General features: G+C 34.5%; 33 protein-coding genes and 3 tRNA genes. 26 read left to right on the top strand and 10 right to left on the bottom strand.

The features are described 5' to 3' along the window. Positions 1–39: 39 nt before the first annotated feature. A tRNA-Gln gene (locus D1866_RS11160) sits at positions 40–112 on the top strand. On the opposite strand, the gene D1866_RS11155 is transcribed toward D1866_RS11160, so the two are convergent. After that, positions 110–1006: a translation elongation factor gene (locus D1866_RS11155; protein ID WP_152939913.1), complete on the bottom strand. Its 897-nt coding sequence runs from the start codon at positions 1004–1006 to the stop codon at positions 110–112. The two genes, D1866_RS11160 and D1866_RS11155, sit on opposite strands and share 3 nt — an antisense overlap. Before the next feature lie 41 nt (positions 1007–1047). On the opposite strand from D1866_RS11155, the gene D1866_RS11150 reads away from it, so the two are divergent. The 3 genes from D1866_RS11150 to lysS are packed head-to-tail and all read left to right on the top strand — an operon-like array spanning position 1048 to position 3297. Next, positions 1048–1332 carry a TIGR00304 family membrane protein gene (locus tag D1866_RS11150; protein WP_152939910.1) on the top strand — a complete coding sequence of 95 codons (285 nt, stop codon included), beginning with the start codon at positions 1048–1050 and terminating at the stop codon, positions 1330–1332. A gap of 27 nt (positions 1333–1359) precedes the next feature. After that, positions 1360–1767 (top strand): hypothetical protein, encoded by a 408-nt coding sequence (locus D1866_RS11145; RefSeq protein ID WP_013775481.1) that lies wholly within the window; start codon positions 1360–1362, stop codon positions 1765–1767. Positions 1768–1812: 45 nt separating this feature from the next. Beyond that, complete coding sequence (lysS, locus tag D1866_RS11140) at positions 1813–3297, top strand: lysine--tRNA ligase (RefSeq protein WP_155861167.1); 1485 nt, start codon at positions 1813–1815, stop codon at positions 3295–3297. On the opposite strand, the gene D1866_RS11135 is transcribed toward lysS, so the two are convergent. Next, positions 3294–4367 carry a site-2 protease family protein gene (locus tag D1866_RS11135; RefSeq protein ID WP_152939908.1) on the bottom strand — a complete coding sequence of 358 codons (1074 nt, stop codon included), beginning with the start codon at positions 4365–4367 and terminating at the stop codon, positions 3294–3296. The two genes, lysS and D1866_RS11135, sit on opposite strands and share 4 nt — an antisense overlap. 35 nt (positions 4368–4402) lie before the next feature. Here D1866_RS11135 and D1866_RS11130 point away from each other — a divergent pair, with 35 nt between their 5' ends. Genes D1866_RS11130 through D1866_RS11120 form a run of 3 tightly spaced genes read left to right on the top strand, consistent with a single transcriptional unit; the run spans position 4403 to position 6576 of the window. Then, a complete protein-coding gene (locus D1866_RS11130; RefSeq protein ID WP_155861166.1) occupies positions 4403–5065 on the top strand; it encodes a nucleotidyltransferase domain-containing protein in 663 nt (220 codons plus the stop codon). Beyond that, entirely contained in the window at positions 5052–5588 is a 537-nt protein-coding gene (locus D1866_RS11125) for a DUF1122 family protein (protein ID WP_152939906.1), read from the top strand. Before D1866_RS11130 ends, D1866_RS11125 begins: the two co-directional genes overlap by 14 nt. After that, the gene (locus D1866_RS11120) at positions 5554–6576 is read left to right on the top strand and encodes a radical SAM protein (protein WP_152939904.1); all 1023 of its coding nucleotides are present in this window, start codon (positions 5554–5556) and stop codon (positions 6574–6576) included. Before D1866_RS11125 ends, D1866_RS11120 begins: the two co-directional genes overlap by 35 nt. Here D1866_RS11120 and D1866_RS11115 read toward each other — a convergent pair. Beyond that, positions 6547–7563 (bottom strand): mRNA surveillance protein pelota, encoded by a 1017-nt coding sequence (locus D1866_RS11115; RefSeq protein ID WP_152939902.1) that lies wholly within the window; start codon positions 7561–7563, stop codon positions 6547–6549. The two genes, D1866_RS11120 and D1866_RS11115, sit on opposite strands and share 30 nt — an antisense overlap. A gap of 24 nt (positions 7564–7587) precedes the next feature. On the opposite strand from D1866_RS11115, the gene D1866_RS11110 reads away from it, so the two are divergent. Next, complete coding sequence (locus D1866_RS11110; protein ID WP_155861165.1) at positions 7588–8046, top strand: GNAT family N-acetyltransferase; 459 nt, start codon at positions 7588–7590, stop codon at positions 8044–8046. A gap of 31 nt (positions 8047–8077) precedes the next feature. Further along, positions 8078–10420 (top strand): DNA-directed DNA polymerase, encoded by a 2343-nt coding sequence (locus D1866_RS11105; protein ID WP_152939900.1) that lies wholly within the window; start codon positions 8078–8080, stop codon positions 10418–10420. Here the strand turns inward: D1866_RS11105 and dnaG are convergent. From dnaG to D1866_RS11085, 4 genes are read right to left on the bottom strand one after another with little or no spacing between them, the layout of a single operon-like run. Next, positions 10410–11606 (bottom strand): DNA primase DnaG, encoded by a 1197-nt coding sequence (gene dnaG / locus D1866_RS11100; RefSeq protein WP_152939898.1) that lies wholly within the window; start codon positions 11604–11606, stop codon positions 10410–10412. The genes D1866_RS11105 and dnaG overlap by 11 nt on opposite strands. Positions 11607–11611: 5 nt before the next feature. Then, a complete protein-coding gene (locus D1866_RS11095; RefSeq protein ID WP_152939896.1) occupies positions 11612–12679 on the bottom strand; it encodes a tyrosine--tRNA ligase in 1068 nt (355 codons plus the stop codon). 44 nt (positions 12680–12723) lie between these two features. Continuing rightward, positions 12724–13092 (bottom strand): hypothetical protein, encoded by a 369-nt coding sequence (locus D1866_RS11090; RefSeq protein WP_231136330.1) that lies wholly within the window; start codon positions 13090–13092, stop codon positions 12724–12726. Next, entirely contained in the window at positions 13092–13496 is a 405-nt protein-coding gene (locus tag D1866_RS11085) for a secondary thiamine-phosphate synthase enzyme YjbQ (protein ID WP_048054880.1), read from the bottom strand. Before D1866_RS11085 ends, D1866_RS11090 begins: the two co-directional genes overlap by 1 nt. A gap of 35 nt (positions 13497–13531) precedes the next feature. Here D1866_RS11085 and D1866_RS11080 point away from each other — a divergent pair, with 35 nt between their 5' ends. From D1866_RS11080 to D1866_RS11000, 17 genes are all read left to right on the top strand, one after another. Next, entirely contained in the window at positions 13532–14794 is a 1263-nt protein-coding gene (locus D1866_RS11080) for an AIR synthase-related protein (RefSeq protein ID WP_152939894.1), read from the top strand. 19 nt (positions 14795–14813) lie between these two features. Beyond that, positions 14814–15320 (top strand): 30S ribosomal protein S13, encoded by a 507-nt coding sequence (locus D1866_RS11075; RefSeq protein WP_152939892.1) that lies wholly within the window; start codon positions 14814–14816, stop codon positions 15318–15320. A gap of 10 nt (positions 15321–15330) precedes the next feature. Next, on the top strand, positions 15331–15894 hold the full coding sequence (locus D1866_RS11070; RefSeq protein WP_013775466.1) for a 30S ribosomal protein S4: 564 nt from the start codon (positions 15331–15333) through the stop codon (positions 15892–15894). Beyond that, positions 15878–16276, top strand: a complete 399-nt coding sequence (locus tag D1866_RS11065) for a 30S ribosomal protein S11 (RefSeq protein ID WP_013775465.1) — start codon at positions 15878–15880, stop codon at positions 16274–16276. Before D1866_RS11070 ends, D1866_RS11065 begins: the two co-directional genes overlap by 17 nt. 1 nt (position 16277) lies before the next feature. Continuing rightward, positions 16278–17060 (top strand): DNA-directed RNA polymerase subunit D, encoded by a 783-nt coding sequence (locus D1866_RS11060; RefSeq protein WP_152941354.1) that lies wholly within the window; start codon positions 16278–16280, stop codon positions 17058–17060. Next, the gene (locus D1866_RS11055; protein WP_152939890.1) at positions 17057–17404 is read left to right on the top strand and encodes a 50S ribosomal protein L18e; all 348 of its coding nucleotides are present in this window, start codon (positions 17057–17059) and stop codon (positions 17402–17404) included. The genes D1866_RS11060 and D1866_RS11055 overlap by 4 nt, the downstream gene beginning before the upstream one ends. Next, a complete protein-coding gene (locus tag D1866_RS11050) occupies positions 17401–17856 on the top strand; it encodes a 50S ribosomal protein L13 (protein WP_152939888.1) in 456 nt (151 codons plus the stop codon). The genes D1866_RS11055 and D1866_RS11050 overlap by 4 nt, the downstream gene beginning before the upstream one ends. Then, a complete protein-coding gene (locus D1866_RS11045) occupies positions 17834–18253 on the top strand; it encodes a 30S ribosomal protein S9 (protein ID WP_152939886.1) in 420 nt (139 codons plus the stop codon). The genes D1866_RS11050 and D1866_RS11045 overlap by 23 nt, the downstream gene beginning before the upstream one ends. A 5-nt stretch (positions 18254–18258) precedes the next feature. Continuing rightward, positions 18259–18459: a DNA-directed RNA polymerase subunit N gene (locus tag D1866_RS11040; protein WP_013775460.1), complete on the top strand. Its 201-nt coding sequence runs from the start codon at positions 18259–18261 to the stop codon at positions 18457–18459. Positions 18460–18469: 10 nt separating this feature from the next. Then, positions 18470–19150: a 30S ribosomal protein S2 gene (gene rpsB / locus D1866_RS11035; protein WP_013775459.1), complete on the top strand. Its 681-nt coding sequence runs from the start codon at positions 18470–18472 to the stop codon at positions 19148–19150. Further along, positions 19147–20001 carry an AmmeMemoRadiSam system protein B gene (amrB, locus tag D1866_RS11030; RefSeq protein WP_013775458.1) on the top strand — a complete coding sequence of 285 codons (855 nt, stop codon included), beginning with the start codon at positions 19147–19149 and terminating at the stop codon, positions 19999–20001. The genes rpsB and amrB overlap by 4 nt, the downstream gene beginning before the upstream one ends. Then, the gene (locus D1866_RS11025) at positions 19979–20635 is read left to right on the top strand and encodes a hypothetical protein (protein WP_231136329.1); all 657 of its coding nucleotides are present in this window, start codon (positions 19979–19981) and stop codon (positions 20633–20635) included. Before amrB ends, D1866_RS11025 begins: the two co-directional genes overlap by 23 nt. After that, positions 20593–21273, top strand: a complete 681-nt coding sequence (locus D1866_RS11020) for an isopentenyl phosphate kinase (protein ID WP_231136328.1) — start codon at positions 20593–20595, stop codon at positions 21271–21273. Before D1866_RS11025 ends, D1866_RS11020 begins: the two co-directional genes overlap by 43 nt. Continuing rightward, the gene (gene fni / locus D1866_RS11015; RefSeq protein ID WP_152939882.1) at positions 21260–22357 is read left to right on the top strand and encodes a type 2 isopentenyl-diphosphate Delta-isomerase; all 1098 of its coding nucleotides are present in this window, start codon (positions 21260–21262) and stop codon (positions 22355–22357) included. Before D1866_RS11020 ends, fni begins: the two co-directional genes overlap by 14 nt. Beyond that, positions 22357–23337 (top strand): geranylgeranyl diphosphate synthase, encoded by a 981-nt coding sequence (gds, locus tag D1866_RS11010; RefSeq protein WP_152939880.1) that lies wholly within the window; start codon positions 22357–22359, stop codon positions 23335–23337. Before fni ends, gds begins: the two co-directional genes overlap by 1 nt. Next, entirely contained in the window at positions 23334–24293 is a 960-nt protein-coding gene (locus tag D1866_RS11005) for an MraY family glycosyltransferase (protein WP_196773538.1), read from the top strand. Before gds ends, D1866_RS11005 begins: the two co-directional genes overlap by 4 nt. 35 nt (positions 24294–24328) lie before the next feature. After that, positions 24329–24404, top strand: a tRNA-Pro gene (locus D1866_RS11000). Between the two features lie 19 nt (positions 24405–24423). Here the strand turns inward: D1866_RS11000 and D1866_RS10995 are convergent. The 3 genes from D1866_RS10995 to coaBC all read right to left on the bottom strand — a co-directional run bounded on the left by D1866_RS10995 (position 24424) and on the right by coaBC (position 26123). After that, positions 24424–24579 (bottom strand): putative integrase, encoded by a 156-nt coding sequence (locus D1866_RS10995; RefSeq protein WP_152939878.1) that lies wholly within the window; start codon positions 24577–24579, stop codon positions 24424–24426. Positions 24580–24794: 215 nt separating this feature from the next. Then, a tRNA-His gene (locus tag D1866_RS10990) sits at positions 24795–24868 on the bottom strand. Between the two features lie 10 nt (positions 24869–24878). After that, complete coding sequence (coaBC, locus tag D1866_RS10985) at positions 24879–26123, bottom strand: bifunctional phosphopantothenoylcysteine decarboxylase/phosphopantothenate--cysteine ligase CoaBC (RefSeq protein ID WP_196773431.1); 1245 nt, start codon at positions 26121–26123, stop codon at positions 24879–24881. Positions 26124–26134 lie beyond the last annotated feature (11 nt).

Below are 26134 nucleotides of genomic sequence, written 5' to 3'. Positions count from 1 at the left end.
GAAAAAGCTTTTAATACTATATTTAAAAATTTAAATCTTAGCCGGGTCGTCTAGCGGTCAAGGATGGCGGGCTCTGGCCCCGTCGACCAGGGTTCGAATCCCTGCCCGGCTACTTTGGTATTACATAACCTGCAATTCTTGGTTTACCTTGTTTTGCATTAACGTTGACTACTATAAATCTCTTAGATAACGGCATCTCGTTACTTAGCTCAACGTCAACATTACTTCCATTAATTTTTAAGTTAGCCATTACTGATACTCCATTTGCGACTAAATGGTAATTTCCAGATTCGATTTTAGTCCAAGGAAATAGGAAAATTTCACCCGAGAAACTCTTTACGGTTTTCACTTCGTTCTTAACTAAAAGTAATGCATCCTTCATTTCGTCCTCTCTTACATTTCTTAGCGCAAAACCTATTCTGATCCCGGTATCTACAGCCTCTTGATCTTCATCAAGAACTTGAATGCTTTTTATCTCAACTTCTTTATTCTGCGGTATAGCTTTCAATTTATCATGTACTTTAACTTGAGTATAGGAAAATCCAGTAATTACTACTCCAACACCTTTCACTACGAATGCTTTATCTATATAAACTACTCCCTTATCTTCTTCTTTTCCTTCAAATTCCTCAGGAGTCTGGTGAATAGGGAACTCCTCTAGGGGTAAGCCTTTGAATAATTTTCTTACATCACTTTCTGGCATTTCAGTTATTATTTCTCCTTTACAACCTGCAGATGTAATTAAAAGTGCTAGTTCTCCTTCAGTCCAAGAAGGAACTATTGGCAGGTAAAGTACGCAATACGATGAAAGGCTAACTGCCTCAGCAGCTTGCAGAATCTTTTCTGGATATTCTGTAGGTACTAGGATTGACCTTATATAATCTCCTTTTTTCCTATAATAAATTCTCAATTTCTCATTTTCATGAAGTTTTCCTAAACTTTCAGCTGTTTTTCCTGCCTTTTCCTTGTCTGAAGATAGTACACTTATAATGTTGCCGTAATACAATTATCAACACCGTTATAAACCTTAGTATCATAAATAATATTATGAAATTATCCGTCATCGGCGTAGGGATGAGTTTAATATTTATAGGTTTCGCACTGCTCTTCATATCAGCTTTATCTTGTACAGTCTCTACGCCGAGTACTACTAGCACTGCTGTAGGGGGACTAGTATTAATAGGTCCTTTCCCAATATTCTTCGGAGTGGGCCCAAAGAATGAATTATTGCCTTTAACAATCTTTGGTATAATTTTCACGATAATTGCAATAATCTTCTTTATACTAACTTTCTATATGTTCAGGAAATGGAGTCAGAAGCCAGAAATTTAATTTTCTTTTAGCTAAAAATTATGCGAAATGACTAAAAGCGTTTCCAAGCTTAAAATAGAAGGTAAAGACGTCATTATGATAGAACTTAGAAAGCATGGAATTGATAGCATAATGCTTAACGGAGAAATTAAGGTAGGGGAATACGACGGAGTTGACTTTGTTAAAAAAGAAGTGAGCGAGGAGAAAATGAAAATAGCGAAAGAATATTCTTTAAAAGTTAAGGAATTGCTTAACTTATGCCCTTGCATAATTTCCATAGTTTATTCCGATATGTTGTATGTAAAATTCTATTATGATTCAACAGATGTTATTGCATTTATTAGTCAAAACGGTTATACTACTTATAATAAGCAAATTTCTATAGATAAGTCCACCGAGGAGAGAATAAAGGATTGTGCATTAAAATTTCTAGAGATATTAGGAGTAAAGTTGTAGTTTATTATCGTAAAATGTTTTATACTAGAAATATTCGGTTATTGTGTGAAATGGGACGAAAGAAGAGTTAAAATTGTAGAGGAGCTTAAAGCTAAAGGAATTAATCCTTATCCGCAGAAATACGAAATAACTCACACTATACTTCAGATTAGGCAAATAGGCCTTAATAGGCAGGATAAACCTCACGAGCCTTTTATGTTTGATATTTCAACTGCAGGTAGGGTTGCCAATATTAGGAGACATGGAAAAGCGTCTTTTGTAGACATTTTTGATGAAGGCGAAAGATTACAACTTTATTTAAGGATAAACGAATTAGGCGATAAATATGAAGAATTCTTTAATTATATTGGAAGAGGCGATATAATAGGAGTAAAAGGAGATCTATTCTATACAGGTAAAGGAGAGCTGACATTACTTGTTAAGAGCTATGAATTGCTAGCAAAGGCACTAATAGAGCCTCCTGATTGGACTAAATTAAGTACGGAATTTAGATATGCTCATAGGTATGTTGATTTTCTCTATAATGATAGTGCAAGGAAAGCTATGGAGATAAGATTTAAGACTATAAAGGAAATAAGAGATTATTTAAATTCAAAGGGATTCATAGAAGTCGAAACACCAATATTACAACCAGTTTATGGTGGTGCGTTAGCCAAACCGTTTAAATCTAAAGTTAATTATCTAAATGAAGAATGGTACCTCAGAATTTCATTAGAGCTCTATTTAAAAAGGTTCATAGTAGGCGGATTTGATAAAGTTTTCGAAATAGGTAAAGTGTTCAGAAATGAGGATATAGATGTAACTCATAATCCAGAATTCACTGAGTTGGAACTTTACTGGGCTTACGCAGATTATAATGATATAATGAAACTTACTGAGGATATGTTAAAAACTGTGACAAGTAAAGTTTTAGGAGACACTAAGCTCAAGTATAAAGTGGCAGATAAGGAATATGAAATAGAACTATCTCAGTTTAGAAAAATTACTATGTTTGATTCGCTAAGTGAAGCCCTCGGTAAAGACGTTGAGAAAATGACAGACGATGAATTAAAAGAGTTAATGAAAAAATATGGCCTTATACCACGAGGTAACCTTTACGTTAGAGGTTTAATGATTGAAAAATTATTTGATAAATTAGTTACACCCAACTTAATACAACCTACTTTCATAACTGATTACCCAATAGAAACTACACCATTATGTAAGCCTCATAGGTCAAAGCCAGGTTTGGTGGAGAGGTTTGAATTATATATTGCTGGAATGGAATTGGCAAACGCCTATACTGAGCTTAACGATCCAATATTACAAGATAAATTATTCAAAGAAGAGCAGGAAATGATGAAAAGAGGAGACGAAGAAGCTCATCCTTATGATAAAGACTTTGTAAGGGCATTATCTTATGGCATGCCACCTACTGGAGGTTTAGGTATAGGAATAGATAGGCTAGTAATGCTATTGACGAATAATCAAAGTATAAAAGAAGTAATACCATTCCCAATGCTTAGTGCAAAATTAATTGAAGAAGATTAAGCACTTATAGATAACATTATTGCATATACTAGCGACATTAAAAGGAAAGCTTGTATAGCCATAGACATTTTTTCGCCATTTTGTGAACTTATCTTTTTAAGTAATTCTGTAAATATTTTTCCTCCATCCGTAATTATTAACGGTGCAGCATTAAATAACGCTAAGCTGAAATTTATTATAAACATCCAGGTAACGAAAAGTAAGAACGGTCTTACTGATGGAGGAAAGTAATAAGTTACATAAACTCCTAAGAAATGGTTTGTAGCTTCAGCATGTTTTACTATTGTTGATCCATTTAGTGCTTTTAGTACTATAGTATAACTAGTACTTTGATTTAGAGCTGTGGTTAGAGAATTGAAAGTATTTGTCCTAATTCCGTTAACAGATAGTATTACATCTCCAGCTTGTATGGAGGCGTTATAAGCTGAACTATGAGGTATCACTCCTTCTATAAGTAAACCTTGTGAAAAATATCCGGGCAAAAATATAGCTAGTGGGAAAAATATGCCTGCGAGAATTAGGTTTACTGCTATACCTGCAGCAAGAATTTTTATTTTTGCAGGCAGGCTAGACGTCATAAACTCTTCATCTGCAGGCTCTACAAATGCTCCAGGAAAGATTCCTAAGAGTATGAAACCTCCGCTTTTTACGTTTATTTTATTTGATGTTGCAGATACTGCATGAGATAATTCATGTAAAGTAACTGAAATTCCTAGAGCTAAAAGAATGTAAGGTAAACATGATAAACTTATAGTAACTCCAGGGATTATTGGTTCTAATCTTACTGTAGTTGATTGTGGGTGGAAAATTAGGCCAAATATTACGTAGTATATCATTGTAATACCTCCAATCATTGCAAGGATTCCAAGAATCATTGCTATTTTTTCATAAATTTTAAACGGCTTTGAGGACGCTAATCTTGGAAACCATAATGACCTGGTACTCTTTTTCCACATTAAAAATAAAGGATATACAGTAAATCCCTTTGGCTCAAGTTTTTTTCTAAAAGCCAAGATAAGTCCCCAAAATATTACAAAGCCTATTGCAAAGGTGTAAAGGGAAATATCCATAAGAGTTTAACTTATCTAAGAACTATAAATCAATTGTGCAAATAGAGTATACAGAAGAGCAGTGGAAGTTATTTAATGAAAAGAGGAAAAGGGCAAAAGAAATCCTAGAAGCCTTATATTACAGAGGTATAAAAGGGTACGCTTACGGATCTATTGCTAGGGGAGATGTTAAAAAGACTAGTGATATTGATATTATAGTTTTTGAACCTAATATATTAGAACTTGATTTACTTGAGGCTGACCATAAATATATAATACAAGCCACACCAGTATCAACTCCTAAGGCCTATATTTCATTAAATCCTGAGGAAACTGAAGTAATATCTTTTCCATTATCAAAACTTAAAAAAGATGAAGAGGAATTTTACTATTTTGGCGGATTAGTTAGCCTAGAGGATATAATAAATGGCGTTAGAAAGCCGGGTATAAATAAGGAATTAAAGCTTATTATACCAAATAAGAATGGTCATGAGGAAATCCCACTTAAAGGAAATGAAGATTATGCTACTAGGTTACTTAAGATTTCCATAACAACTATTAATGAGAGAGAAAAGCTGTTAATGAAAAGAGAGGACAAAGGTAGAACTGGCGTTTTCTTGAAATATGAGTTAGCTACTAACGAAAACTTTGAGGAAGCAATAAGAGAATTAAGTAGGAGAAATAAATTCTTTAGAAGGGCTCTAAATGATTCAAGGTAAGATAGGAAATCTGGAATTAAAAGTTGTAGATATAAAACAAACTCATATAAAGGAACTTTTCTATTTTAAGTTATACTTAGGTGATAAGCTGGTAGGATATTGCAACTATTTTTCTGGAAGAGATTATTATCCAGATTGGTTGGAAATAGATTATTATCCGTGGTTAAGAGACGTAGGTTTAGAGGAAGAGTTCTTCAAAAAGATCTACAACTTCCTATCTAAAAGAGGTAGGCTATTTGTAACCTACGACAAGGATAAGGAAACTTTAGATCTGATAATGAAAGGTTATTCTGCTGTAGATACTCCTTTAGGTTTTTCTTTGTTAAAAGCAGGATTTACATGGTTCAAAGTTTGGTACTTTCCTGAAGGGGGAAATGAAGGGAGTCCAAAGATACAAGCTAATAAGCCTTTGGATGAAAATATTGCTATTAAGGAATTGGAGGAATTATTAGAAGATGTTAAAAGTGAGAAAATTAAAGACTGGATAAATGCTAAAAGGAAATCCAGAAATTTCATTGTATAATAGAGATTTGCCATTAGGATGTAAATATTGTAGACTAGGAAGTAAGCTAGTTGTGTTCATTTCTGGAGAATGCGGTGATTCGTGTTATTATTGCCCAGTAAGTGAGGAAAGATTTGGTAAAGACGTTATGTATGCTAATGAAAAGAAAACCGAGAGCTTTCAAGATTTTATATATGAAGCATATAAGATGAATGCATTAGGTGCAGGAATCACAGGAGGAGACCCAATTTTACATTTGGATAAGGTAGTAAAATTAATAGAGATTTTAAAGTCTGAATTTGGAGAGGACTTTCATATTCATCTTTATACATCTGGCAGGTATGTAAATTATGACGCTTTATTTGCTCTTCAGAGAGCAGGACTTGACGAAATACGTTTTCATCCAGTTAGAAAGGAATATCTTAAAGCAGTGGAAAAAGCATTGAATTTCTCATTTGATGTTGGTTTAGAGGTTCCAGCAATACCTGGAGAGGAAGAATATCTTAATTTTTTAATAAAGTGGGCTGAAGAGCATAAAGTTAAGTTTATTAATATAAACGAATTAGAGATAACTGAAAGAAATTTTTACAATTTAAATTCAAAAGGCATAACAATTAGTCATGGATTAGCAGGTGGAAAAGGAAGCTTCGAACTAGCGTTAAAAGTACTTGAAGCAAATGTAGATTCTAAATTGGATATACATTATTGTAGTTCAGTATATAAGGACGTGGTAGAAACTAGAACGAGGTTCCTAAGGACTATAAGATATTATTCTAAGCCTTATGAAAAATATAGTGGAGAAGGTACTATAATAAAGGCTTTTGTAAGAACAAACATAGACCTATCAGATTATGGCGAGAAAGCCTCTAATGGATTTTACATTTCTCCAGAGTTTGTTAATGAGGTAATATCAAAATATAATCCTGATGAAGTCAGAATTATAGAGGAACTCCCTTATGGTTTGAAAATATCCGAGAAATTAATTTATTCTAAATCTAAGAATTGCTAGTATTCCTGCGAAATTTTTTACTTGGAAGTATATAGGAGAGTCTCTAGGTATTATGTGAACTTTTCCTCCTCTTTTCTCTACTTCTTCCATTATATTTTGTACCTCTTCGTTTTCAGTTACCATATCTTCTATTACGAGTAAGGAATCCACGGCTCCATATTCTGAAGCTTTTTTTGTCTCATCAATCCCATAAGCTATTAATCCAGAATCCTTATTTAGCAGCATTAATGCCTTATCCAAGTCTTTTTCTGATTGAGAAATTTCGTAATCTCTCATTATTTGATCTATGATATCTCTTTTTAATACTTCATTTAATCCAGCTTCTGTAGCAGAAGACACGGAGTCCATGTAAATTTTTACTTTAGTATTTAAGTATTTTCTAACGATCTCCTTAAACGGACCTGGACCAGCTATTAGAATTGCGTCTATATTATTATAGCTATTAAGGTAGTTTTCAATTTCCTTTGCAACTTCTCTTGCATTATCTTCTATAATTCCCTCTTCCTTTGTAGGTGTAGATAAGCTTTTTTCCGTAAGTATTTTTATGCCTTGAATCATGGGTATCGCTATTAAGTATTCATCAAAATCAACAAGGGCTATTAGTACTCTATTTTTCTTTTCAGCTTGTTTGTAAATTCTATCTAAAACACTTTTATTCCATTTTTCCTTTATAATTATTATTTCATCTCCTATATCAAGATTTATTGTATGATGTGCGCCTTTTATGCTATATCTTTCTGGAGCATCAAGTATTATTCCATGAATTCTTAACCTTGTAGTAAAAGCTTGAAATTCTGTATATTCTACTTGCAACTCTATAATCATTGAAACTCTTTTTCCTTCATTTCCCATGCTTACATCTCTAGAAGTCCTTGCTATTACTTTATCTCCCTTATTTAGGATCATGTGTAAGGTCCACAAATCATCCTCGTCCTCTACATGAACTTTCATTGTGCCTTTTTTCTCATCGAATTCCAATACTTTCATTATCCACTCTAATTTAATCATTTTGTGGTAATTATAACTGATGCGACTGAAGACGATCTGCCACAAATTTATGAGATAGAAGTGGAAAGCTTTGATAATCCTTATCCTTACTCTTTACTAAAGGCATACTTATATATAGCAGACGGATTATATTTAGTTGCCAAGGAAGACGGTAAAATTCTAGGTTATGTAATAGGTATTATACAATTTAAAATAAGAGGGCATATAGTTTCTATAGCTGTACGAAAAAACTGTAGAAATAAAGGAATAGGCAAACTTTTGATCAACGAGATTGAAAGGAGATTTAAACTAGGTCATTGCAAGTACTCATACTTAGAAGTTATGACGACAAACAAAGACGCATTCTTCTTCTATGTTCGCAATGGATATTTTCCATTATTTGTGAGAAAAAATTATTATGGTAGAGGAAAGCACGCGTTCATTATGGTTAAGGATTTATATTCCAGAAAAGGGTTGGAGTAATTATTAATCTTTGAAATTTTATAAAGAATATATGATAGGATGCTTTTACATTTTAGACTTTTCATATGATGTAGAAGAGGGTAAACCGGTAATCTATATATGGGCTATCGATAAGGAAGGAAATAGAGTAGCAGTCCTAGAGAAGAATTTTAGGCCATACTTTTATGCTATTTTAGACGATTCAGCAGATCCTAATAAAGTAGCAGAAGATATAAAACGATTAAGCGTATCCCAGTCTCCAATTACCAGTGTAAAATTGGAGGAAAGAAAATATTATGGCAATCCAGTAAAAGTTCTGAGAATAGAAACAGTAATTCCTGCATATGTAAGAACTTATAGAGATAAGGTAGCTAAGGTAAGAGGAGTAAAAGAAGTAGTAGAAGCAGATATAAGATTTTACATGAGGTATTCAATAGATAAAGACTTAAAACCTTTCAATTGGTTTAAAGCAGAAGTAGAGGAAATTCAAGACCCCAAGCTGAGAGTTAAAAAAGTATACGAATTAAAAAAGATTATTCAGATTTATGAAGATAAGCCACCAGAATTGAGAATTATGGCTTTTGATATAGAAGTGTACAATAAGTATGGTTCTCCAAATCCAAGAAGGGATCCAGTAATAATAATTGGTGTATGGACCAATAATGGTGTAAAGCAATTCGTTATGAAGGACGACGATCTGGAAATTATTAGAGAGTTTGCAAAGTTTGTTTTGGACTATGATCCAGATATAATACTAGGGTATAATTCTAATGGATTTGATTGGCCATATTTACTTGAAAGAGTTAATAACAGGGGTGTAAAGTTAGATATAGGTAGAAAAGTAAATTCAGAACCTTCACAAGGAACCTATGGGCACTATTCCGTTGTTGGAAGATTGAACGTGGATTTACTGGGATTCGCAAGTAGCATTGCAGAAGTGAAAGTTAAGAGTTTAGATAATATAGCTGATTATCTAGGAGTTGTTAAAAAGAATGAGAGAGTTAACCTTGAATGGTATCAAATTCCAGAATATTGGTCCGATCCATCAAAAAGAGATATTCTTTTGAAATACAATATGGACGACGTAAGATCAACGTATTTGCTTAAGGATGTTTTCTTACCCTTTGGAGAACAGCTAACTATGATTACTGGATTGCCATTAGACCAACTTTCTATGGCAAGCGTAGGTTATAGAGTAGAATGGCTTTTAATGAGGGAAGCGTATAAATTTAACGAAATAATACCAAATAGAGTTGAAAGAGAGTATGAAAGCTATAAGGGAGGATTAGTAATTTCCCCAGCGCCAGGAATACATGAAGGCGTTTACGTGCTTGATTTCTCGTCAATGTATCCTTCAATAATGATAAAATATAACATTGGCCCAGATACGCTAGTAAAAGGCGAATGCGAGGATTGCTGGGTTGCTCCAGAAGTAGGGCATAAATTTAGGAAATCCCCTGATGGATTTTATAAGAGGATTTTACAGAGGCTAATAGAGGAAAGAAAAGCAGTAAAATCAAAAATACCTACAGAAAAAGACGAATATGAAAGGAGAAGACTAGATGAAAGGCAAAGAGCATTAAAAGTTATGGCTAACGCTTTTTATGGGTACATGGGATGGTTAGGTGCAAGGTGGTATAGCAAAGAAGGTGCGGAAGCAGTAACAGCATGGGGTAGAGAAATTATATCTTCTGTGGCTAAATTAGTAGAGGAGCGCGGTTTTAAGGTAATTTACGGAGATACTGACTCAGTGTTCATAAAAGGATCTGGAAATGTGGATTCATTAGTTAATGAGATAATGAATAAATTTGGATTAGAAATAAAAATTGATAAAATATATAAAAAGATATTCTTTACAGAAAATAAAAAACGTTATGCTGGAATTACCGAGGATGGAAAAATAGATATTGTAGGTTTTGAAGCCGTAAGAGGCGATTGGTGCGATTTAGCTAAGGATCTGCAAAGGAGAGTTATTGAGAAGATACTAACGTCTGGAGTAGATGAAGCAGTAAAACTTGTAAGAGATGTTATTATGAAAATAAGGAGAAAAGAAGTGCCAATACAAGACTTAGTAATTTGGAAATCTTTAGACAAAAGCCTTGAAGAATATGAAGTAGACGCTCCTCATGTAAATGCTGCAAAGAAAGCTATGAAGGCCGGTTACGTGATATTTAAGGGCGGGAAAATAGGCTATGTTATAGTTAAGGGAAGCGGGAAAATTTCTGAAAGAGCAGAACCATACTTCATGGTTAATGATATTAATAGAATCGATATCGATTATTACATAGATAAACAAATTGTTCCGTCTGCCATGAGAATTCTAGAGCAGTTCGGAATAAAAGAAAGTACATTAAAAAATACTAGCTTTGATATCTTAAATTTCTTTAAGAAGTAAGAATATCAGACATTGTGAGTATTTTTACATTATCTAAACTCTTGTTTATTCCTCCTATTCTAACTCCTACTAGCAGTTTAACCTTCTTAGAAGCCGCAAGCTCTAATAATCTTTGCGTAATTACTCCATCAAACACTATGTAAGCAACCTTGTTTTCGCTCATTGCCTCTAGTTTAGGTATTATATCTCTAACTTGAACTTTCTCTACTGGATTCCAATTTTCATCAAACATTATTCCTTCTAGCGTTCCTGGTAATTTCTTTATTTCCTCTAATGCAGAAGGAGGAATCTGTATTTCTACCTCTTTAGGAGGCTGAATTACTGTTACAGTCTCTTCTGGTGTTTTAACTATAACTTGAGGTGTTTCTTGTTGTTTCTTTAGATATTGTGATATTGGAACCATGTTAGATAATGCCTTAGCTATTTCTTTACCAGTTAATTCCTCAACTTCTCTACCTTGTGGTGCTCTAGCTACATAATCTATTTTAACATTAGCATTAAGTAATTCCTTAAGTATTAGATCTCCTCCATGATCTCCATCTAAAAATGCTATTACCGTATTCTTTTGCCTGCTTAAGTCTATTACACTTTGAGGAATTTTACCGCTTGCTCCTTCTATTGCTACAGTATTTCTATATCCATATCTTAATAAATTGATAACATCTGCTCTTCCTTCTACAATTATTAAGTTTGGATCAGTAAGAACATCAGGTCCTGCCGGTAATTTTTCTGGTCCAAATTCGGTAATTTCTCCAGTTTTAACTGCACTACTAATTTCATTAAGTACTTCTTTAATATCAAGAGTCTTCTCCTTGCTCCAATTTGTTAATATTTCCTTAGCTCTATCAATAATTTTCTTTAATTTCTCAGCTCTAATATCTTGGATTTCCTTTAGTTCAAATTTCGCAGGATAAGGACCTATTTTCTCTACACTCTCAACCATTGATGCTATTAATGCTGTCTCTATTCTGTCCAAATTTGATGGTATTTCTATAGTTCCTTTTGTTTTTCCACCCTTAGTTTCCATTTCCACTACTATTCTTCCTAATCTACCTTTGTCTTGTAATTCTCTTAAATCAAATTCTTCTCCAAATAAATTTTCAGTTTGCCCAAATATGGCGCCAATAACGTCCGGTTTGTCAACTATTCCTTCGGTTTCAAAATATAGTTTAATTATGTACTTCATGAGTTTCACCTTGAAACATTTTTTGAAATCTTAGATACTAATTCTTCATATTCTGGGGTGTTTAACTTTTTCCTTATTGGTTCTAGTATCTCATTTAACTTTCTTGCAGTTGCCATTTTTAAGTCCATTGGGTGTAACTTTCCTTCTGCGAAAGCTTTCTCAAGTTCTTCATAGCTATTAAACTCTATATCTCCACCATATTTTATATCTCTCTCAACTTTTAGCTTGTTAACATTAGTAAATATAATATATCTATTAATTTGTAATATGGGATTAAGTTCAACTACTCTGCTCGGGCAATAAGCGCGCATAATTTTTGCTGTAACTTCCTCTGGCGAATCATTTATAAATATCGCGTTTTCAGGCTTTGATTTGCTCATTTTTATTTCAGAAAGCAAGTCGTCTTCCTCTACATTACCCATTCTTTGTCCTCCTTTTAGCCCTACGAGAAGTGGAGTATGAATTGCTATAACCTTTTTCCTATGGAACTTTTCTGCTATTTCTCTAGCCAGCATATGGGCTTTCCTTTGATCGGTTCCACCTAATGCGATATCAACATCAAGGTAAAATATGTCACTTACCTGCATTGCGGGATAAAACAGTTTTGACGTATCTAACTCTGCTTCGTCCGACTTTCTCCCCATTATGGTTAATGCTCTTTTCATTCTAGCTAATGTAGTATTTTTAGCAACCTTTAGTACTAATTCCCAATACGCTTTATCCTTTACTATGTCCTCTGCATCGACTACGTTAATTTTACTCATATCTAAACCATATGCAGAAAGCACATCAATTGCGTATTTTCCTGCTAATTTAATAAGCTCCATATCTCCATTCAATTTATCATTTATCCAAGCGTGCCACGTAGCCATTAAAAGCGTCATATTTACTCCAGCATTACTTAAGTCCTTTACCTTCTGTGCCCATATTAACCAACCTATGTGAAATAGACCACTTGGCTCAAAACCAAGATATCCTGTTAATTTTTCATTGTTTTCTAGTTTCTTTTTAAGATCATCAAGTGTTACAATTTCTTCCACATTCCTAGTTATTAGTGAAAGCTTATCTTCCAAATAATCATCCCCAAATCTAAAAGGAAAGAAGTGAATAAAAAGTACTATTCTTCTAGAAGTTCTTTCAAAAATATTACTATAGGATGGGAATTACCTAGTTTAGATTTTAGGTCTTCGAAAATGAAATCAAGGTCTAAGTCTGCATTTAATATTCTCTTTATTAGAATTTCTGTAAATAAATAAGAGTTTGCAACTGTTTTTTCATCGATCTCTTCATCTTCTTCTTCATTATCTTGAAATAACTTAAACTTTTCATTGGCAGATTGAGGCCTTAATAATGATTTTAAGTAATCATCTACTATTTCTTCCACACATTTTCTATCTTCGCACATATTTAATTTATATATACTAGGCCCATTTAATGGAGGCAATTTGATCAAGATATAAATTGCGAATACTGGTAAAAAAATCACTATTCTCCCATAACTTTTACATTAACAGTCCTAACTCTAGGTCCATCAAATTCCAATAATATTATTCTCTGCCAAGTTCCTAAATCCAATTTTCCTCCTTTAACTGGTACTACTCTAGAGTTTCCTATTATGGAAGATATTATATGCGCATGTCCATTATTATCAATTATATTATGGTTAAATTTTCCTTCTGGAGGAACAAGTTTCTTTGCCCACTCTAAGTAATCAGACATTAGCCCTTTCTCTGCTTCGTTAACTATTACTGCACAAGTTGTATGTTTTACGAAAATATAGGCAATTCCGCTATCTATACTTTTTGCGGCATCTTCAACGTTATCAGTAATATCTATGCTTTCGAATCTTTCATTTGTTTTTACTTTAAACTCTTTCTCAAAAATCTTCATATGCATTTTAAGTTAACTAGTAAATATAAGCAATCATGGTTGATCTAGAAGGAATAGCTAGAAGATTGCCGAAAGACGAAGCTAGAAAAGAGATAATAAGATGGCTAGAATTTTATAAAGGAAAAAGAGATATTAATGAAAGAATAGCTGATAGTATAATAACTGAAGTAGAAAACTCTAAGAAAGCCTCAATTTATGAGCCAGTATTATCTGGAATAAAAGCTGGAGATGCAGGTTTAGGCTCTAGAGGCATTGGTGACCATATAATTCATCAGAAAATCCTGGAGATGGCAGGTAAGAAAGAATTTGAAGATGCCGGAATTGCAGATAATATAATAGCCTCAATAGACGGTGTTCATTCCCGGTTATCATATTTTCCATTTTTAGCCGGTTTTCATGCAACTAAGGCTACTTTAAGAGATATAATGGTAAAAGGTGCAGAACCTTTAGGGGTTATTGTAGATATACATTTAGCTGATGATGCCGATGTTTCATATCTTCTAGATTTCGAGGCAGGAGTTACAACTGTTACAGATTTTTTAGGAGTTCCTATCTTAGCAGGTAGTACATTAAGAATAGGTGGAGATTTAGTTTTAGGAGAGAGGATAAGCGGAGGAGTAGGAGCGATAGGAAAGCTTAAGTCAAAGTTTTTTGCAAGGCATAACGTTAGAGAAGGAATGAAAATAGTAATGACTCAAGGAAACGGTGGCGGAACTATTTCTGCTACAGCAATATACTATGGATTTCCAGAAGTAATTGAAGAAACATTAAGTTTAGATGAGCTAGTAACTTGCAAGATTATCTCAAATAATCCAAGTATAGCCGAATCCATGACTGACGTGACTAACGGAGGATTAAGAATGGACGCTATAGAAATTTCAGAAGCTAATAGGTTATCATTTATAATAGACTCTGAGAAATTTTTACATCTTATAAATCCTAAGGTTTTAAAAATGCTTAATGAACTGCAAATAGATCCTTTCGGAATTTCTATAGATTCTATCTTAATATTCACTAATAATGAAGATAAAGTTTTAGAATTACTGAACAAGAATAAAATTAAAGCCGATGTAATCGGTTATGTTACTACCTATAAAGGCTATCCGATATTAACGGAAGATGGCAAAAGATTAGAACCAAGATTTAGGGAAAGTCCCTATACTCCAGTTAAGAAGGTTATAGGTAATTATTCTCCTTATACTATAGATGATATTGAGAAACACTTATCTAATGCAGTAAAGTTTTCGAAGATAAGAAAGGAAAACGTATTGAAAAATTTAAAAAGCCATTTTGCATAGAACATCCAGTCGATATTATATGTCAGAGTCATTTAAGTACATAGTTAGGCTCTTTGGGCAAGACGTAGACGGTACTATGAAAGTTCCTTATGCCTTAGCTATGGTAAAAGGAATTGGCTATAATACTGCAAGAGCTATAGTAAGGCAATTAGGAATAGACAAGGATAGAAGGCTTGGAGAACTTTCAGACTCAGAGTTAAAGAAAATTGAAGAGGCGTTATCAGATAAGACAATAAAAGGATTACCTTCATGGATGCTTAATAGGAGGAAAGACTATGAATCCGGATTAGACTTACATTTAGTTACTTCTGAGTTAATTTTCTATGCTAGAAATGATATAGAAAGAGAAAAGAAGATCAAAAGCTGGAGAGGAGTTAGGCATTCACTAGGCCTTAAGGTTAGGGGACAAAGAACAAGGACTACTGGAAGGACTGGGACTACTGTGGGTGTAAAGAGAGCCAAAGCAGCACAGCCTGCAGGTGGCGGTCAAGCTCAATCTTCCCAATCTTCTCAAGCTAAGAAATGAGGTGAGTTAAATGGGAGATCCTAGAAAAAGTAGGAAAAAGTGGGAAGGACCCGGTTTACCTTGGATAAGAGAACTTTTACTTCATGAGCAAGAGTTGTTAGGAAAATATGGGCTTAGAAATAAAAAGGAAATATGGCTAGCAAGAACAATAGTAAGGAAATTTAGGCATATGGCTAGAGGTTTATTAGCATTGCCACCAGCAGAAAGAATGGTCAGAGAAAAACAATTAATATCAAAATTATATAAGATGGGTTTATTATCATCACAGAACGCTACAGTAGACGACATTTTAGGCTTAACAGAAGAACAATTATTAGAAAGAAGACTTCAAACAATAGTATTCAAAAAAGGTTTAGCGAAGACAATATATCAAGCTAGACAATTAATAGTGCATGGCCATATAGCAATAGGAGGTAGAAGAGTGACTTCACCAGGCTATATTGTGCCTAAAGATGAGGAAGATTTAATAGATTATTATCCAACTTCTGTATTCAAGACAAGACCTCCAACTGCTCAAGTTACCCAATCCTCTCAAGTAACTCAAGGTGGTGAACAGAATGTCCAGCAGGCGTGAAATTAGGTGGGGAATAGCCCACATATATGCTTCACAGAATAATACAATTATTTCAATAACTGATATAACAGGAGCAGAAATGATAGCTAAAGCTTCAGGCGGAATGGTAGTTAAGGCTGATAGAGAAAAGCCTTCACCTTATGCGGCAATGCTAGCAGCAAATAAGGCTGCAGGAGAAGCATTAGATAAAGGCATAATGGCAATCCATATTAAGGTAAGAGCCCCAGGAGGTTCTGGTCCTAAGACTCCAGGACCTGGAGCACAACCTGCAATAAGATCTTTGGCTAGGTCAGGATTTATAATAGGCAGAATAGAGGACGTTACGCCAATACCTCATGATAGTATTAGAAGACCTGGAGGAAGAAGAGGAAGGAGAGTATAAAATGATAGATATAATAAAAAAGGAAGGAAATTTTATTTCCCTTTCTTTAGATGGATATCCTCTAGAGTTTGTTAATGCAATAAGAAGAGCTTGTATGTTGTACGTTCCAGTAATGGCAGTAGACGATGTGTATATTATAGAAAATAATAGTCCTTTATATGACGAAATATTAGCACACAGATTAGGTTTGATTCCTTTTTCATCGGATGAAGCTATAGACCATTATAGACCTCCAGAAGAGTGTGCAAATTGCCAAGAGAATTGTGACGGATGCTTTAGTAAGATCTATCTAGACGTAGAAGCTAAGGATTCAGAAGTCATGGTATATTCTAAAGATATAAAGTCTGATGATCCAGCAGTAGTTCCAATAAGTAAGGATATTCCTATAGTATTATTAGGTAAGAATCAAAAAGTCTCATTAGAGGCTAGATTAAGGCTAGGATATGGCATAGAGCATGCTAAATTTAATCCAGTTACTATTGCTGTATTAAGATATTATCCTCATATTGAATTAAAAGATGATAGTTGCGTTAAAGCGGCAGAAGTATGTCCAGAAAAAGTCTTTGCAGTAAAGGACGGTAAACTCGTAATTGCTAATGAGATTGCTTGTACATTATGTGAGGAATGCTTAAGATATTGCGAGGGGATAAAAATCTCTTCTGTTGAAAATAAATATATTTTAGAAATTGAGAGCGTAGGTAGTTTAAAGCCAGAGAGAATTTTATTAGAGGCTGGTAAGAGTATAGTTCGTAAACTTGAAGAATTGAAGAAGGTGATCTCATGACTGGAAGTACAAATATTATGATCAGAAAATTAATTAGGAATCTAGAAAAGCAGAAAAAACCTTTATGGAAAACCGTAGCAGAGAAACTCCAAACTCCGAGTAGGAAAAGATGGTATATTAACTTGTATAAAATAGAAAAGTATACGAAGCCTGGGGATATTGTAATAGTACCAGGTAAAGTTCTAGGTATAGGAAATTTAACTCATGAAGTTACAGTAGTAGCACTTGACTTTTCTAAGTCTGCCAAAGAAAAGATACTTAAAGCTGGAGGTAAAGTTATGAGCTTGTATGATTTTGATAAGCTAGATTTAAAGGGTAAAAACGTGAGGTTGATGAAACAATGAGTGAAGTTGTAATTGTTAATGCAGAAAATCAGATTCTAGGTAGAATGGCAACTAATGTAGTAAAACTACTCAAAGAAGGTAAGAAAGTTGTAATTGTTAATGCAGAAAAAGCTGTAATAAGTGGTCCTAAAAGTAGAGTAATTGCTGGTTATAAGTTATACTTCTCACTTAGAACCCTATTTAACCCGGAAAAGCAAGGAGTTAGAAGGTCCAGAAGCCCAATTAACATAGTAAAAAGGACAATAAGAGGTATGTTGCCCAAAACTCCAAAAGGCAGGCAAATGCTAAAAAGTGTTAAGGTTTACATAGGTGTTCCGCAGCAATATAATGGTAAGAACTTCATAAGCTTTCCTGATGCAGACGTAAAAAGACTTAAAGGTAAGTATATTACTGTAGGAGAATTAGCTAAAGAAATGGGGTGGAAAGTTTATGTCAGAGCAACAGGCCAATAAAATTATAATAACCTCAGCTAGAAGAAAGATGGCAAGAGCACAATGTCAACTTACTGAAGGAAAGGGTAGAGTATTTGTAAACGGAGTGCCAATAGAACTTATACCAATCGAAATGATAAGATTAAAAATTATGGAACCTTTATTACTTGCAGGCGAGTCATTAGCCTCAAAAATAGATGCGAGAATATACACATTCGGTGGGGGAATAATGGGCCAAGCAGATGCTGCAAGAATGGCGTTAGCTAGGGCATTAGTTAAGTTTAGCGGCAGTAAAGAATTGGAGGAACTATATAAGCAATATGATAGGACAATGCTAGCAGGAGATCCAAGAGAAACAGAGTCAGAAAAATGGATGAGATATAGTGCTAGAAGATGGAGGCAGAAGGCTTATAGGTGACACTTATGATAATTCCCGTCAGATGCTTTACTTGCGGATCTTTGATAGCAGACAAATGGGAGCCCTTTATAACTAGAGTAAATGCCGGAGAAGATCCGCAAAAAGTATTAGATGACCTAGGTGTTAGAAGATATTGTTGTAGGAGAATGTTATTAAGTCATGTAGATATTATAAAAGAGGTAGTTAATTATACTAGACCAATTTAAGGTGATTTAAATGTCAGAAGAAGAAAATAAGGGAACTGAGTTATCTGAGGCAGAAAAGGCTGAATTACAAAAATCAGAGAAAGGAGCAGTAATAGAATTATTAGCTCCATTAGAGAACTATCTTTCCGCAGGCGTCCATATAGGTACACATACATGTACTAAATACATGGAGAAATTCATTTACAGAGTAAGGCCCGAAGGTCTTTACGTACTTGATGTTAGAAAAATAGATGAAAGATTGAGAATTGCTGCAAAATTCCTTTCAAGATTTACGCCTAGTGGAATCCTAGCTGTTGCGTCAAGACCTTACGCATTTACTCCGGTTCAAAAGTTTGCAGAAGTAGTAGGAGGTAGGGCAATAACCGGAAGATTGGTTCCGGGTACTTTAACTAACGCATACCTCGACAGATTTATAGAGCCAGAAGTATTACTCGTGTCTGATCCAAGAACTGATACTCAAGCAATAAAAGAGGCCGCAGATATGGGAATTCCCGTGGTAGCTTTTGCTGATACTGATGCTAAAATAGAGTATGTTGATTTAGTAATACCTGCAAATAATAAGGGGAGGAAATCTTTAGCTTTACTTTATTGGCTACTAGCTAGGCAAATACTTAGGGAGAGAAAGCAGATACCTATGGATGCCGATATACCAGTGAAGGTTGAGGAATTTGAGGTGAAGCTTGTTCAATGAAAAGATTACCTGCAGTAGCCGGTGCATTTTATGAGGCAGATCCTCAGGAATTAAAGGATCGAATTGTTTGGTCATTTACTCATCCTGTAGGTCCTGGTAAATTACCTACAGTCCCAAAAGAAAAAGGTAAGAGAGATAACTTATTTTTTATTGTTCCTCATGCCGGTTACATTTATAGCGGTCCCGTAGCAGCCCATTCTTATTATTATTTAGCTTCTGAAGGCAAGCCGGATCTTGTAATAATTCTAGGTCCTAATCACACAGGCTACGGATCTTATGTTTCCTTATGGAATAAAGGTTGTTGGGAGACTCCTTTAGGCGACGTAAAGATAGATGAAGAGATGGCAATGGAGCTTGTTAAGTATAGTGAAGTTATCGATATAGATGAGCAAGCACATTTATATGAACATTCTGTTGAAGTTCAAATACCTTTCTTACAGTTTTTCTTTGATTCAGAAATAAAAATAATTCCAATAGTTATACTTTATCAAACTCCCGAGATAGCAGAATATATAGCTGAAGGAATATATAGATTAATGCAAAAACATCCTGAAAAAGATATAGTAGTCCTAGCTAGTAGTGACATGAATCATTACGATCCTTACGATATTACGTATAAAAAAGATGAGATGGCGATAGAGAAAATAGAACAACTAGATTATAAAGGTCTTTACGATGTTGTAGAGAATAAAGATGTAACAATGTGTGGTTACGCACCAGTAATGGTTGCAATGATATTAGCAAAGAAATTTAATAAGAAGCCATATATTCTAAAGCATGCTACTTCTGGAGATACATCGGGAGACAAGTCTTCAGTAGTGGGATATCTTGCAGCAAGATTTGGAAGTTAAAGTCCCATTTTGTTATTCCGGGCTTCCATTGGAAGCTAATAATCCAGTTTTAATCAATTTTGCAATAGTTAAAGTGAGAGAGGTAAAAAGAAAACCAAAAATAGATAAATTCCTAGAATACTTTCGTGAGGCTACAGGCTTTTCTTGTAATATTGAGTACGATATAGAAGGGAATTTGCCTTTTTCTTCCTATTACATTTACGTAACGAGAAAGCTTGTTGAGTTGGCAATAAACAAATGCGAAATTCCCATGAACGAAAATGACGTTAAGGAAACACTAGAAATGATAGATGATGCAATGTTTGACTCAAGATTAATAAGAGCCTTAAGAAAGGCCCAAGAACTTAAGTCGCCTATACTTTACCGCGATGGAGAAGATCCGGTACCTCTTAGTGAAAAGGAAGTTAGGATAAACTTACTTACTAGTTTCCCATTATCTAAACCAAGGTTTTTAGAAAGTTCATTAATTCACTTGGCCGGCATTTTGCCTGTAGAAATATCTAAAGATTCTAGTTTAATTCAATTTGAGAACGGCTTATGGAGTTCCCTTTATGGTTTGCCATATCCTATGAATAATAGTTGGAAATGGATATGGGACTTAAATTGGGCTTCGCTTATAGAATTATTAAATTAGGAGGAAGCTTAATAACAAATAAGAATATACCTTATTCTTTTAATGAAGAAATAGTTAGGAGAATTGCACGTGAAGTTAAGATGTTTTATCCATTAATTATTATACATGGAGGAGGAAGTTTTGGTCATTATGAAGCCTCTAAGGGTGACAAGATAAAAACTGTTATTGCAATGCAAGAATTAAACCTTAAAATAATGAAAATCTTTTATGATGAAGGAATTAACGTATTTCCTTTACCAGGCAGATTCTTTTCCATAGATATTGTTAAAAGATATTTACAAGAAAGGCTAGTTCCAGTTATTTATGGTGATATCACTGAATCAGGAAAAATAATTTCTGGAGATGATATAGCGATCTTGCTAGGTAAAGAGTTTAACTCTAGGGTATTTTTTGCTACAGATGTAGATGGAGTATTTATCAATGGAAGGGTTGCTAAGGAAGTTAATTCTCCTTTTATAGACGATCTATCTTCTTCAAGCTTTGATGTTACTGGTGGTATGAAAGCTAAAATCCAGAAAATTTTAGAAAACTGTATAGAAGCCTTAATATTCAACGGCAGGATCGAAGGCAACATATATAAGGCATTAGAAGGAAAGGATATAGGAACTCTTGTAAGGTGTAAAAATGATAACAAATAGAAAGTTGGAGCACGTTGAAATTTGTCTTTATGAAGACGTTGAAGGTTACATACCAACATTACTTGATGATGTAGTTTTAATACACCAAGCAATGCCTTGTCTTTCATTTAATGAAATAAATACTAACGTTAAATTTCTTAACAAAGAAATCTCTGCACCACTAATGGTAACTGGAATGACTGGAGGAAATGAAGCCTTAGGGAAAATTAATGCAACAATAGCAGAGGTTATTGAAGAATTAAGATTAGCAATGGGAGTTGGAAGTCAGAGGATTGCAATAGAACGAGCAGATGCCAGAGAGAGCTTTAAAATTGTGAGAAAAAAAGCTCCTACATCACCTATAATAGCTAACATTGGAGCTCCTCAGTTAGCTAAGGGTTATGGATTAAAAGAACTAAAGGAAGCAGTAAGTATGATCGAGGCAGACGCTATAGCAGTGCATCTAAATCCTGCTCAAGAATTATTTCAGCCGGAAGGAGAGCCAGAATATCCAAGTGATATTTTAATAAAACTTAGGGATATTTCAAAAGAATTGGGAGTGCCAATAATAATAAAGGAAACAGGAACAGGAATTTCAATGGAAACTGCAACAAAATTTAAGGAAATTGGAATAAAATACTTTGACGTTTCCGGGCAGGGAGGAACTAGTTGGATTGCCGTAGAAATGGTAAGAGATAAGAGGAAGAATAATTGGAAAAAGGAAAGTGCAGAGCTTTTTGCCGGATGGGGAATCCCTACCGCTGCCTCAATAATTGAAACAAGGTTTGCAGTTCCTGATGCATTTATAATAGGTAGCGGTGGGATAAGAAATGGGCTTCAAATTGCTAAAGCTATAGCTTTAGGAGCAGATATTGCTGGAATGGCAAGTCCAGTTCTAAAGAAAGCCGTAGAAGGAAAGGAGTCCCTAGTTTCCTTCTTTAATAAGGTAATTTTTGAACTCAAAGCGGCGATGATGCTAACGGGAGCTAAAAACGTGGAAGAACTTAAGAGGGTTCCAGTAGTTATTTGGAAGGAATTAAGAGAATGGATGGAAAGTAGAGGGATAAGTTTATCTACATATGAGAAATTAAGAAAAAGAGAATAATGGAACTAGATAAGTATTTCGACGAGATAATTAAAAATGTAAATGAAGAGATAGAAAAATACATAAAAGGTGAGCCAAAGGAGCTTTATGATGCTTCAATTTACCTTTTAAAAGCTGGAGGCAAAAGGCTTAGGCCACTTATAACAGTTGCGTCCTCAGACTTATTCTCTGGAGATAGAAAAAGAGCGTATAAAGCCGCGGCCGCTGTAGAGATCTTACATAATTTTACTTTAATACACGACGATATAATGGACGAAGACACCCTTAGGAGAGGAATGCCAACTGTGCATGTAAAGTGGGGAGTGCCCATGGCAATTCTTGCCGGTGATTTACTTCACGCAAAAGCTTTTGAAGTGCTATCAGAGGCTTTAGAAGGATTAGATTCAAGGAGATTTTATATGGGTTTATCAGAATTTTCTAAGTCAGTAATAATAATTGCAGAAGGCCAAGCAATGGATATGGAGTTTGAAAATAGGCAGGATGTTACAGAAGAAGAGTACCTGGAAATGATAAAAAAGAAAACAGCACAACTATTTTCTTGCTCTGCATTTTTAGGAGGTCTAGTTTCTAACGCTGAAGATAAAGACCTTGAGTTGCTTAAAGAATTTGGACTAAATTTGGGCATCGCTTTTCAAATAATTGATGATATTCTAGGTTTAACCGCAGATGAGAAAGAACTTGGCAAACCTGTATATAGCGATATCAGAGAAGGCAAGAAGACTATTCTTGTAATAAAGGCATTAAGTTTAGCGTCGGAAGCAGAAAGAAAAATTATAATTGAAGGACTTGGATCTAAGGATCAAGGAAAAATAACTAAGGCAGCTGAAGTAGTAAAATCTCTTTCATTAAATTACGCATATGAAGTTGCAGAAAAATATTATCAAAAATCCATGAAGGCTCTATCAGCTATAGGCGGTAATGATATAGCTGGAAAGGCTTTAAAATACCTTGCGGAGTTTACAATAAAAAGGCGAAAATAGTGTTACCTATTTGTGCTCTTATAGCCTTTATTATAACATTTCTTACTACTAGATGGGTAATTCATATAGCAAAAGAGAGAAAAATTGTAGGAAAAGACGTAAATAAGCCCAATAAGCCTGAAGTACCTTCACTCGGCGGAATAGCCATAGTAGCAGGTTTTGTTTCTGGAACTTTTGTACTTTTAATACAGGATCCAAATTATGAGAGAATAATATCGTCAATTTTACTCTCCTCGTTATTAATAGCCTTTCTTGGACTCATGGACGATTTTTTGAATCTTAGGCAGTCAATTAGGGCATTCACTCCAATCTTTGCTGCAGTACCATTAGCGGTTTTTAGCGTAGGGCATTCAGCAATATCCATACCTTTTTTAGGTGTTATAAATTTAGGAATCTTCTATTACGTGATTGTAATACCAGCTGCACTAACAATTTCTTCTAATGCCTTCAATATGCTTGAAGGGCTTAATGGATTAGGAACTGGAATGGGCATAATAATGTCAGCTAGCTTAGCTTACATTGGTTTAACAAGGTCTGGGAACACATTTGTTGCAGGAGAAATGGCCTTGATCTTGTTAGCTTCTCTTTTAGCCTTCCTTTATTATAATAAATATCCCGCTAAAGTTTTCATAGGAAACATAGGGACATACTTTGTTGGTTCAGTAATAGGTTCTATTGGAATAGCTGGTTATATGTATACTGCTTTGGCTGTATTATATTTACCTTACGTTGCGGAATTTATATTAAAGGCAAGAACAAGGTTTAAGGGAGTATCATTTGGCAAAGTTAACGAAGATGGGACATTATATTGGAATGATATGCCAAATTCTTTAACTCATGTAGTTATGAAGATGGGAAGATTTAAGGAATATCAAGTGGTGGCTATACTTTGGATTATTGAAGGTATATTTGCAATACTTGCAATCTATTTACAAACTACGGTAATAGTTATATGAAAAATTTTTTAGGCTAATAATGTACTGTAAAAAATGGGGCTGTAGTCTAGCCAGGACTAGGATGCCAGGCTTGGGCCCTGGTGGTCGCGGGTTCAAATCCCGCCAGCCCCACTGTGTTAAAGGGACACCCCTAAAACCCCAATGTTATTTCCACTATCTTATCTAATGGGCCAATGTAACGCTCTCTTACGTTACCTTCTTTATCCTTCTCTATGGAGTAAACATAATACTTCTTCCCTCTTTGACGAATCTTATATTGCCTGACTGAGAAAACCCTATAACCCATATTTAATCCATGTCCTCTACTTGTCATATAAGCTTTTAAGCGCGGGGCTATTCCCCTACTCAGTCGTGGAGTTGAAAGCTAATAGCAAAGATTGCTCAATAATATTCAGTAATAAAAATTTAATCGTGTTCTTTGGTATATGTAGTCTAATGTTTATCGTGAAGACGAGTTTTCAGACTTTGTAAAACTTCTATAAAAGAAGAACGTAAAATAAGGGCTCAGGCCGGGATTTGAACCCGGGACCACTGGGTCCACAGCCCAGCGCTCTCCCTGGCTGAGCTACCTGAGCCAAAACAACATTATACTTTAGATTTTATAAACTCTTCTCTTACGATATCTAGCAATTTTCTAGCTATAATTGTTTTATAACTTTTAGGTATCTTTATAATTTCACTATTAGTAATAACAATTACCTCATTATATTCAGATGAAAAACCTATATCCTTTCTTTTTACGTTATTTGCAACTATCATGTTAAATCCATGCCTTTCCTTCTTTATTTTAGCTTTTTCTATGAGTTCGTCATCATTATTTACAGTTTCCGCAGAGAATCCTACTACGAAAGCCTTTCCCCTAATATATTCTGAAATTTTAGGTGTTTTTTCTAACTCTACTTTGGGCACTTCAGTGTGGCTATCAATTTTTTCTCCTCTTATTACCTTAAACTTATAGTCTGCAGGAGCTCCAGCTAATATTACTATATTAAACTTTTCTTTTTCAACGAGGTTTACAACATTTTTTAGCATATCTTCTGTAGTCTCGACCTCGATAGTCGGAGAATAAGGATGTAAATGAGAGCTAATTGGGCCATGAACTAAAATCACATCTGCTCCTCTGAAGTAAGCTTCGTTAGCTATTGATACGCCCATAGTTCCACTACTTGGATTTGTTATAAACCTTACTGGATCCATGTATTCTCTAGTAGGTCCTGCTGTAACTACAATTTTTAAACCTTTAAGATCCTTCTCTCTTAAGATATAAGAGGTAATCCTTGAGGTTAGATATTCAATGTCTGGGTAATGGGCTAGATTATTTACTAATTTAGGCTCTATAATTTCCACATTATTATTTTTCCTTAAGATTTCTATAGCGCTCTGGAGTTGGGGCGAGTTCCACATTTGTAAATGCATTGCAGGAACTAGTATTACCTTTTTATTTAATTGAAGAAAATTTATTGCGGTTAGAACTAAATTATTATCTGTAATACCGTAAGCTAACTTTGTTACAATGTTCATGGTTGAAGGTGCAATTATCATTACGTCGAATTCCTCAGCTAACTGTACATGTTCTAATTTCCCTCCTATTTTTACAACTGTTTTATTTCCAGTAGCCCAGGTAAACATTTCTGGGGAGATTAGTTTAGATGCTGATGGAGTCATCATTACCTTTATTTCTGCTCCTCTTCTCATTAGATCTCTAGCAAGGTCAAGGGACTTGTATAAGGAAACACTGGCTGATACTCCTAATAGTACCTTTTTACCTTTTAGTTCATCGCTAATTTCGCCTATTATTCTCTTCGATGGATGAGTCATAAATAGGTTCAAACATGTATATA

Source organism: Acidianus ambivalens (assembly GCF_009729015.1).
GTDB lineage: Archaea > Thermoproteota > Thermoprotei_A > Sulfolobales > Sulfolobaceae > Acidianus > Acidianus ambivalens.
Note: the sequence above shows the minus strand (reverse complement) of the source record. Positions and strands in the feature narration are given on the sequence as shown.